This window comes from Deinococcota bacterium (genome assembly GCA_030858465.1).
Classification (GTDB): domain Bacteria; phylum Deinococcota; class Deinococci; order Deinococcales; family Trueperaceae; genus JALZLY01.
On record JALZLY010000244.1, the window covers coordinates 1 to 7,099 of the forward strand.

The 7,099-nt window shown below is 68.6% G+C and carries 7 protein-coding genes; all 7 read right to left on the bottom strand.

Annotated features, from left to right (window positions below):
* The coding region (locus tag M3498_12350) for a hypothetical protein (protein ID MDQ3460074.1) at positions 1-2,322 on the bottom strand (2,322 nt) is incomplete at its 3' end.
* Between the two features lie 152 nt (positions 2,323-2,474).
* A complete protein-coding gene (locus M3498_12355; GenBank protein MDQ3460075.1) occupies positions 2,475-2,690 on the bottom strand; it encodes a hypothetical protein in 216 nt (71 codons plus the stop codon).
* Between the two features lie 49 nt (positions 2,691-2,739).
* On the bottom strand, positions 2,740-3,063 hold the full coding sequence (locus M3498_12360) for a Gfo/Idh/MocA family oxidoreductase (protein MDQ3460076.1): 324 nt from the start codon (positions 3,061-3,063) through the stop codon (positions 2,740-2,742).
* Positions 3,063-4,130, bottom strand: coding sequence for an aminopeptidase P family N-terminal domain-containing protein (locus M3498_12365; GenBank protein ID MDQ3460077.1), 1,068 nt, complete (start codon positions 4,128-4,130; stop codon positions 3,063-3,065). The genes M3498_12360 and M3498_12365 overlap by 1 nt, the downstream gene beginning before the upstream one ends.
* Complete coding sequence (locus tag M3498_12370) at positions 4,130-5,161, bottom strand: Gfo/Idh/MocA family oxidoreductase (protein MDQ3460078.1); 1,032 nt, start codon at positions 5,159-5,161, stop codon at positions 4,130-4,132. Before M3498_12370 ends, M3498_12365 begins: the two co-directional genes overlap by 1 nt.
* Entirely contained in the window at positions 5,158-6,309 is a 1,152-nt protein-coding gene (locus M3498_12375) for a tagatose 1,6-diphosphate aldolase (protein ID MDQ3460079.1), read from the bottom strand. The genes M3498_12370 and M3498_12375 overlap by 4 nt, the downstream gene beginning before the upstream one ends.
* A 30-nt stretch (positions 6,310-6,339) precedes the next feature.
* A partial coding sequence (locus M3498_12380; GenBank protein MDQ3460080.1) for a PfkB family carbohydrate kinase occupies positions 6,340-7,099 on the bottom strand: 760 nt, incomplete at its 5' end.

Here is a 7,099-nt window from a genome sequence, read left to right on the forward strand (position 1 = left end):
GGCGAGTACCGCCTGGCGCAGCGTTTCGTCCAGTTGTTCCCTTGCCGCGACGACCTCGGGGGCTTCCGACTTCGGCAGCAGCGGCCCCCGGTAAAGCGCCAGGGCTTGCATCAAGCGGCCGTCTCGCAGGAGCGCGTCAAGCTCGAGGAAATCCGCCGTCACGGCGGTTCCCAGGCGGTAAGGGCGGTTTTCGAGTGGGACTTTTTTACGGAGTCTGGCGAGTTCCGCTTTGCACACCTTGGCGTTTCCGAATTCCCCGTAGACGCTCAAGGTCAACCTTTCACCGCTCATGCCCTCCGGGTGCAGGGCCAGGACGGCGATGAGGTCGGCAAACCTTTGACTCAGACCTGTAGTCTTTCCACCGAGGCGGGCGGTGGCGGCGCCCAGAAAGTGCAGCTCGAGCGCGGCCTGTTCGCCCGTGAGCAGGCCGAACACCTCCTGGAACGCCTCGGGAGGGCCGGCCAGATAGTGGAGCCCCTCCCTGCCCAGCTCCTGAAGGCCGGCGCGCCCTGCCTCCAGAGCTGCTAGGGCCCTGTTCGGGTGGCCGAGCCGCACCTGTGCCCTTGCCAGATAGAGGCTGGCCTGCGCCAGACGGGGAGCGAAGAGAGGCTGTTGGAACTCGTGAAGGGCCTGCTCCAAAACAAGGGTGGCGCGGTCAGGGTCGGTTTCGCTCAGAGCCATCCCCAGCGCCAAGCCGGCGCGCCGGGTGTTGACGAGATGCAAGCCCCGGCTCAGCTCTACCGCCTGTGCGCCTACCCTAAGCGCCTCATCCGCCTCACCCGCCTCCAGGAGCGCCCGCACGTAGAGATTTGCCAACGCCCCGACGGTCGCCCGCTTCTCATTGTCCAGCCAGAACTCCCGGTAGAGGGACAGGGACGCCTCGACGTTTCCCTCTATCAGCAGCAGGTCGGCTAAGGTCGTCCGCAAGAGTCTGGCGAGGGAGGGGTAAACGCCCTCGAGGGAGCCGGACTCGTGACGCAAGGTTTCTGCCAGGCCCACCGCCTCACCTGACAGCAGGCGCGCGAAGGCCGACTCGTTGATGAGGGCGAGCCGCAGCAGGGCCTGGCCCATGCCCTGCCGGTAGTAGAGCTTGAGGCCCCAGGCCGCCCAGTCGGCCGCGCGGCGGTAGCGTCCCAGGGTGGTCGCGCGCGCGGCCAGCGCCTCGGCCACCTGAGCGGCGAAGGTGCGTTCGCCCCTGCTCTCGGCCAGCCGCAGGGCGCGCTCGAGCTGCTCCTGACCTTCATGAGGGTCTTGTAGACCTAGAGCCTGGCCGTAGGCGTAGAGGGTGAGTGGGCTCTCGGACGCCTTCGCCGCCCTCATCGACTCCTGCAAGGAAGCTTCCAAATCGCCTTGGGCAAAGAGCGCTTCGGCGTAGAGCGCGCGGATTTCAGGGGCTTCGTCTCGCGCCAGCAGCCTCTCGACCTCCGGTACAACTTCGCGCTCCTTGCCTAACGCCAGGGCGCTTAAAAGACGCCAGCCCAAGACGGTTCCCTGCTGTTTAACGTCTTCGGGCAAGGCTGAAAGAAGCGGATAAAGCCGCCCTTGCAGTCCCTGGGTCCAGGGCGCTTCACCCGCCGCCTCCAGTACCTCCGGCACCCGTTCGGGCAGGTGCCGCACGGCCAGCTCGAGTGCGTCCAGCCACCGCCCCCTTTTCAGCAAGGCCGTGATTAAGGTATCGGGTTCCGCCGCCGGCTCGAGGCCCGGAATCGCCTGCAAGCCTTCGGGTCCGGGCCTGAGCGGAGGAGGCAAAGAGCGCCGCTCCTGTAGCGCCACGAGAAGGGGTTCGTAGGCGCCGCCCGCGTTGGCCCAAAGCTCTTGAAACGCGTGCGCGGGAAGTCCCTCGGCAAGCTCTTGCGCCTCCTCGAGCCCGAGCGCGAGGTCCGTAGGAGCTATGAGCAGGGCGTCTTCGGGGAGTGCAAACGTGACGGGAAGGCGGTTGAAATGGAGGACGACCCGGTTAGCCTCGTCGTGGAGCGAGAGCAGGTCATGAGCCAGTTCCGGCGCGTGTTCCGCGTAAGAGAGGGCGAAGGTAAAGGGACCCAGCAGCTCCAGATGGGTCTTCAGAACCGAAAGGCCGTAACGGTAGGCGATGCCGTAGCCGAAGAGCGGGCCGTCCAGAGCGCGCCTTATGGCGTCCGCCAGCTTGTTGCCTTGAGCAATGGAGTCGCCCTCGTCGCGCGAGGCGAGCTCGAGCCAGACTAGCGGCCGCTCAGCTTCGGCCAGCGCGGCGATGAGGTAGGGCGCACCCCACTCCGGCCCGCCCTCCATGAGAACGGGTCCGGAGTGAGCGCCAATGAGCCCCAGGCGCCTCTTGAACCACATACACCATCATAGACCGAAGCCGTGGACGGCGCCGTGAGTCAACCACGTAGACGCTTGCCAAAGAAGGCCGCGCGATCACCGTTTCGGCCCGCGAATACCTGGGGTCGTTCTCGAGCGTGGCCTAGATGAGCACGTTGGTGTCGATCAGAAATCTACCCCTGATCGCGGTCACAGCTTTCGGCGCGGGAAAAGCAGCCGGCAAAGCTGCCGGGCGTGCTGTAAACCTTATCCGTGGCCTGCTTGTTGCTGAGATGAGCTTCGACGGCCAACTCCAGCAGGTTGCTGAAGGACCGTTTCTCCTGACGGCTGAACCACCGCAGTTCGGCGACCAGGACTTCGTCGATAGTAGCACTGATATGGAATTTCATGGCATGAGCGTAATACTTTCGGCGGCGACACGTCAATGTCGTGACGATCCTAGCGGTAGAGTTCCACCAGCCCGTCCTCGAGCGTGGTCGCCATCGGCTTTTCGACGAGGACGTGCTTGCCAGCCTCCAAGGCGGCGATGCTGTGCTCGGCGTGGAGGTAGTTGGGGCTGGCGACGATGACCGCGTCCATATCCCAGGCGAGGAAGTCGTCCTGTCGCCTGGTCGCCCGCACGCGCCAGCTCTTGGCCACCCGCTCGCGGCTGCCCGCCGACGAGACCAGGACGCCCGCCAAGGTCGCGTCCACCTCCTCGAGCGCCCGCTTGTGCACCTCGGCCCAGCGGCCCGCGCCGACGAGGCCGACCTTTGGGCTCATCAGAGAACGAGAATGTCGGGCCGCGACCGTCCGCCCACCTCGAGGCTCGGCCAGCGCGGGTCGTGGGTGAGGTTGTCCAGCCCGCCTCCTGTCACGAGGACGGTGTCCTCGGACTTGGCGTGCGGCAGCGACGGGTTCCAGGCGTAGGCGACGCCGTCTTGCACGGGCCGCGCCTCCGTGGGCGTGATGAGAAAGTCGCGGGGGAAGTAGCCCGCCGGCCCGCCCTGGTGGTGCTCCTGCCAGGCCTCGGGATGGCCCACTCGAGCATAGCCGTCTTGCGCAGCCTTCAGCACTGCAAAGCTCGGCGTGCCCGCCTGGCTGGCGTCCCACATCGCCCGCTCGACCTCGAGCACCTGCCCCAGCCGCTCGCGGTTGCGCTCGGGCACCTCGCCGAAGGCCAGCATCCGCGACAGCGAGACGACGAGCCCGCCCCTTTCGGCGCAGACCACCACCAGGCCGACGCCGCCGAAGGGGGCGCCTTTGGGCAGGGGATGGCGGTAGCGGCCGAGGCGCGCCGCGCCCGCTACCAGCAGGACGGGGCAGGCCAAACCCTCCCGCTCGAGGGCGAACCTGACCCGCGCGGCCACCTGCCTCTCGTCGAGGCCGGGCTCCAGGGCGGTGAGCGCGTCCGTCACGGTCGCCGAAGCCTCTGCGCCCAAGCTCTTGAAGCTCGCCCTCTCGCTCTCCAGCAGCGGGGTGCGGGCCTCGTAGAGGTCGAGCTCGTCGTCCGTCACCACCCGCGCCTCGCCGATGAGCCGCTTGACGATCCCCTCCTGCCCGCCGCCCTCGTACCAGGGATAAGCCTCGACCGCGACCCCCTCCGGCAGCTCCTCGTCGCGCAGCCGCTGCGCCTCGACGGCGTTGGTGATGATCGTCAGCGAGTCGCCGTGGACGAGCCCTTCGGCGACGGGGCCACCCCGCTCGTAGACGAGAAAGTTGCCGCCGGTGAGCCAGGCGAGGTTGCCAGCGCGGGTGACGCGCAAGGCCTCGGCGCCGCGCGCGTCCATGAGCGCCGTCAGGCGGCTCAGCTTGAGCTTCAGGTCCCGCTCCTTGGCTTTCAGGGCCATCAACAGCTCCCCGCCACAGGCTCGGCCAGCCGCACGGGCCGGTGCGCGGCCACCGACTCGAGCACGGCCAGCGAGGTCTTGAGGGCGGCGATGCCCTCGTCGATGGTCGCCAGCCTGACCGGGGCGCCCTGGCTGAGCTCCTTGTAAAAGTGCCCGATCTCCGCCTTCCACGGGTCGTAGCCCGCCGAGCCCCAGCGGGTGGTGCCCTCAGCGTCGCGCAGGGCGATCTCGTCGGGCCAGCGCAAGGAGATAACGCCGTCGGGACCGATGTAGGTGTGGCGCTCGAAGGGCTTGACGCCGCTCGGCAGGCCCCAGGAGACCTGAATGCTGCCGACCGAGCCGCCTGGGTACTCGAGGATTACCTGCGCCGAATCGAGCGCCTTGTGCTCGACCTGGGCCAGCTCGGGCTTGTTGTCGCTGAAGGTGTAGCCCTGCGCCGAGACGCTGTCGGGCTCGCAACCGAACATCCTGCCCCAGAGGTTGAAGATGTGGCAGCACATATCGATGATGGGGCCGCCGTTGGCGAGGCGGTCGTGCATGAGCAGCTTGGGGCGGACGCCCGCGACGATGGTCGCCTGGGCCAAGACCGGCGAGCCGATGCGGGCGCGAAAGTCCATGAGCCGGTGGTCGGCCGGGTCGAAGCGGCGCATGAAGCCGATCCTCAGCTCGCGCCCATAGAGCTGCGCCGCGCGCCGCATCGCCAGGGCGCCCTCTAAGGTCAAGGCCGCGGGCTTTTCGCAGAGCACGTGCTTGCCCGCCTCGAGCGCCTGGATCGTCTGCGGCGCGTGCAAAAAGGTCGGCGTGCAGACCGACACCACCTCGAGCTCGGCCACGGCCAGCATCTCTTCGAGGCTGCCGTAAGCCTCCGCGCCCAGCCCCCGGGCGAGCACCTCGGCGCGCCCTGGGTAGGGGTCGAACACCCCCACCACCTTGGCTCCCGCCGCGCGCCAGTGCCGGGCGTGACGCGCTCCCATGTCGCCCGCGCCGATCACCGCCGCTCCCAGCACCGCTGTTGTCGGTTCCCCTGTCATGCCTGCTCCTTATCTCCATGTGTCTCGTCTCCATGTGTCTCGTCTCCGTGTGTCTCGTGTGCGTGTGTCTCGTGTGCGTGTGTCTCGTCTCCGTAGCTCTTATACCAGTCGGGCCCGCGGCCCGCGACCTCCAGGTCGTTGAAGGCCCGGTGCGCCGTCCACGGCTTGGCGCCGGCGGCCAAGGCGGCGATCTGCCCCAGATAGGGCAGCGACCTGTTGACCAGCCTGCTTCTCATCTCGGCCAGGTCGGGATAGCTGTCCAGGGCGTCCAGCCACACCGCCCGCCCCGCCAGAAAACCGCTCGCGCCGGCTTCACAGGCGAGCTCTAAGTTGAGGGCGAATTCGCGCGGCCCCACCCCGGCGCTCAAGAGCACCCAGGGCACGTTGGCGAGCCGGTTCAGCTCATCCAGCGCCTCGCGCACCTCGTCCAAGGTGTAGACGCTGGCGCGCTCGCGCCCGTCGAAGGCGCCGCGGCTGAACTCGCGGCAGTGCTTGAGGTCGGCGGGGAACTCGAGCTTCAAGAGGTCCACGCCAAAGGTATCGTCGCTGTAGTGCGCGACCGAGTCGAGCACCCCGTCGGGTTTCGCCGCGGCGTAGGCCGGTGAGTCCTCTTCCTCGCCCGGCCTGGGGTAAATGAGCAGCTCTAAGACGAAGGCGAGGTCGTGCTCGCGGCAGGCCCGGCCCACCTCGAACACAAAGGCGTCCTGGTGCGCGCGGGTATCCTCCCGGCTGTCCGGCCGGTCCCAGACGAGCAGCTTGACGCCGGCCGCGCCGCTCCTCTTGGCCTTGTAGGCGCTCCAGCCCGCTATGGGATAGGACCAGCGCTCGCCGGCCTTGAGCACAAAGGCGTGGTCCTCCAAGGTGCTGAGTAGCCCCACCCCTCCCGGCACCCTGGTGAGCGCGTGCGGGTGGGTCCACACCGGGTCGAGCAGGACCGCCGTGCAGTGCGGCGCCAGCACCTCGGTCAAGAGGCCCTTCACGCCGGCGACCTCGTCGTAGGCCACCTCGTCCGGGGAACGCGCGCCGTGCCTGGCGAGCGCCCTGAAGATGGGCGGGCGCTGGTCTACCGCGATCATCTTGAAGATGCCCCGCTCGTCGGCGAGGGTCGTTACACCGCGCAGCTTGCCCGCGGAGAGGGTCTTTGCCATAGCCAACGCCACCTCCTCACGTCCATGTTCTCACGTCCATGTTCGCCCGTCCATCTCCCTGGCGGTCTTTTCGAGGAGCAGCGTCTCGACCTCCGCAAGGCCGGGAATGCCGGCTCTGCCGCCCAGGGCCGTGCACTTGAGCGCGGCCGTCACCGAGGCGAAGAGGCCGCAGCGCGAAGGCGTCCAGCCGCGCGCCACCCCGTAGGCGTAGGCGCCGTGGAAGACGTCGCCCGCGCCGGTGGTGTCGACCGCCTCGACGTGAAAGGCGGGGATGTGGCGCGTCTCGCCCAGGCCGGGGTCGTGGTAGAGAAAGCCCTGCTCGCCCAGGGTAATGCCGACGAGCTGGTCGTCACGCTGCTTGAGCCGCATGAGGGCCGCCTCGGGCTCGCCCCGGCCCAGGACCTCCGCCGCGCACTCCGCGGAGACGATGAGGTAGTCGGCGCCGGGGGCGAGATGCCAGTTGCGGGTGTTGCTGAAGTCCGCCACCACCGGAACCCCCCGCCGCCGCGCCTCGCGGGCGGCCGCCTGAGCGAGGCGGGGATGGCGGGCGTCGAAGAGGAGACAGTCCAGCTCGGCCAGCTCCCCCAGGTCCCAAGAGGCCGGGTCGTCGTCCAGGCTGGGGCCGTAGTAGGGAAAGATGTAGCGCTCGCCGCCCGGCGCCACCAGGACGGCGCTGACGAACGAGGTGGCGCCCGGCACCTCGCGCACGCCCGCGCAGTCCACGCCGCAGGCCTCGAGCTCGGCTAGGGCGGCCCGGCCGCTCGCGTCGTCGCCGTGGACGGCCCAGAGC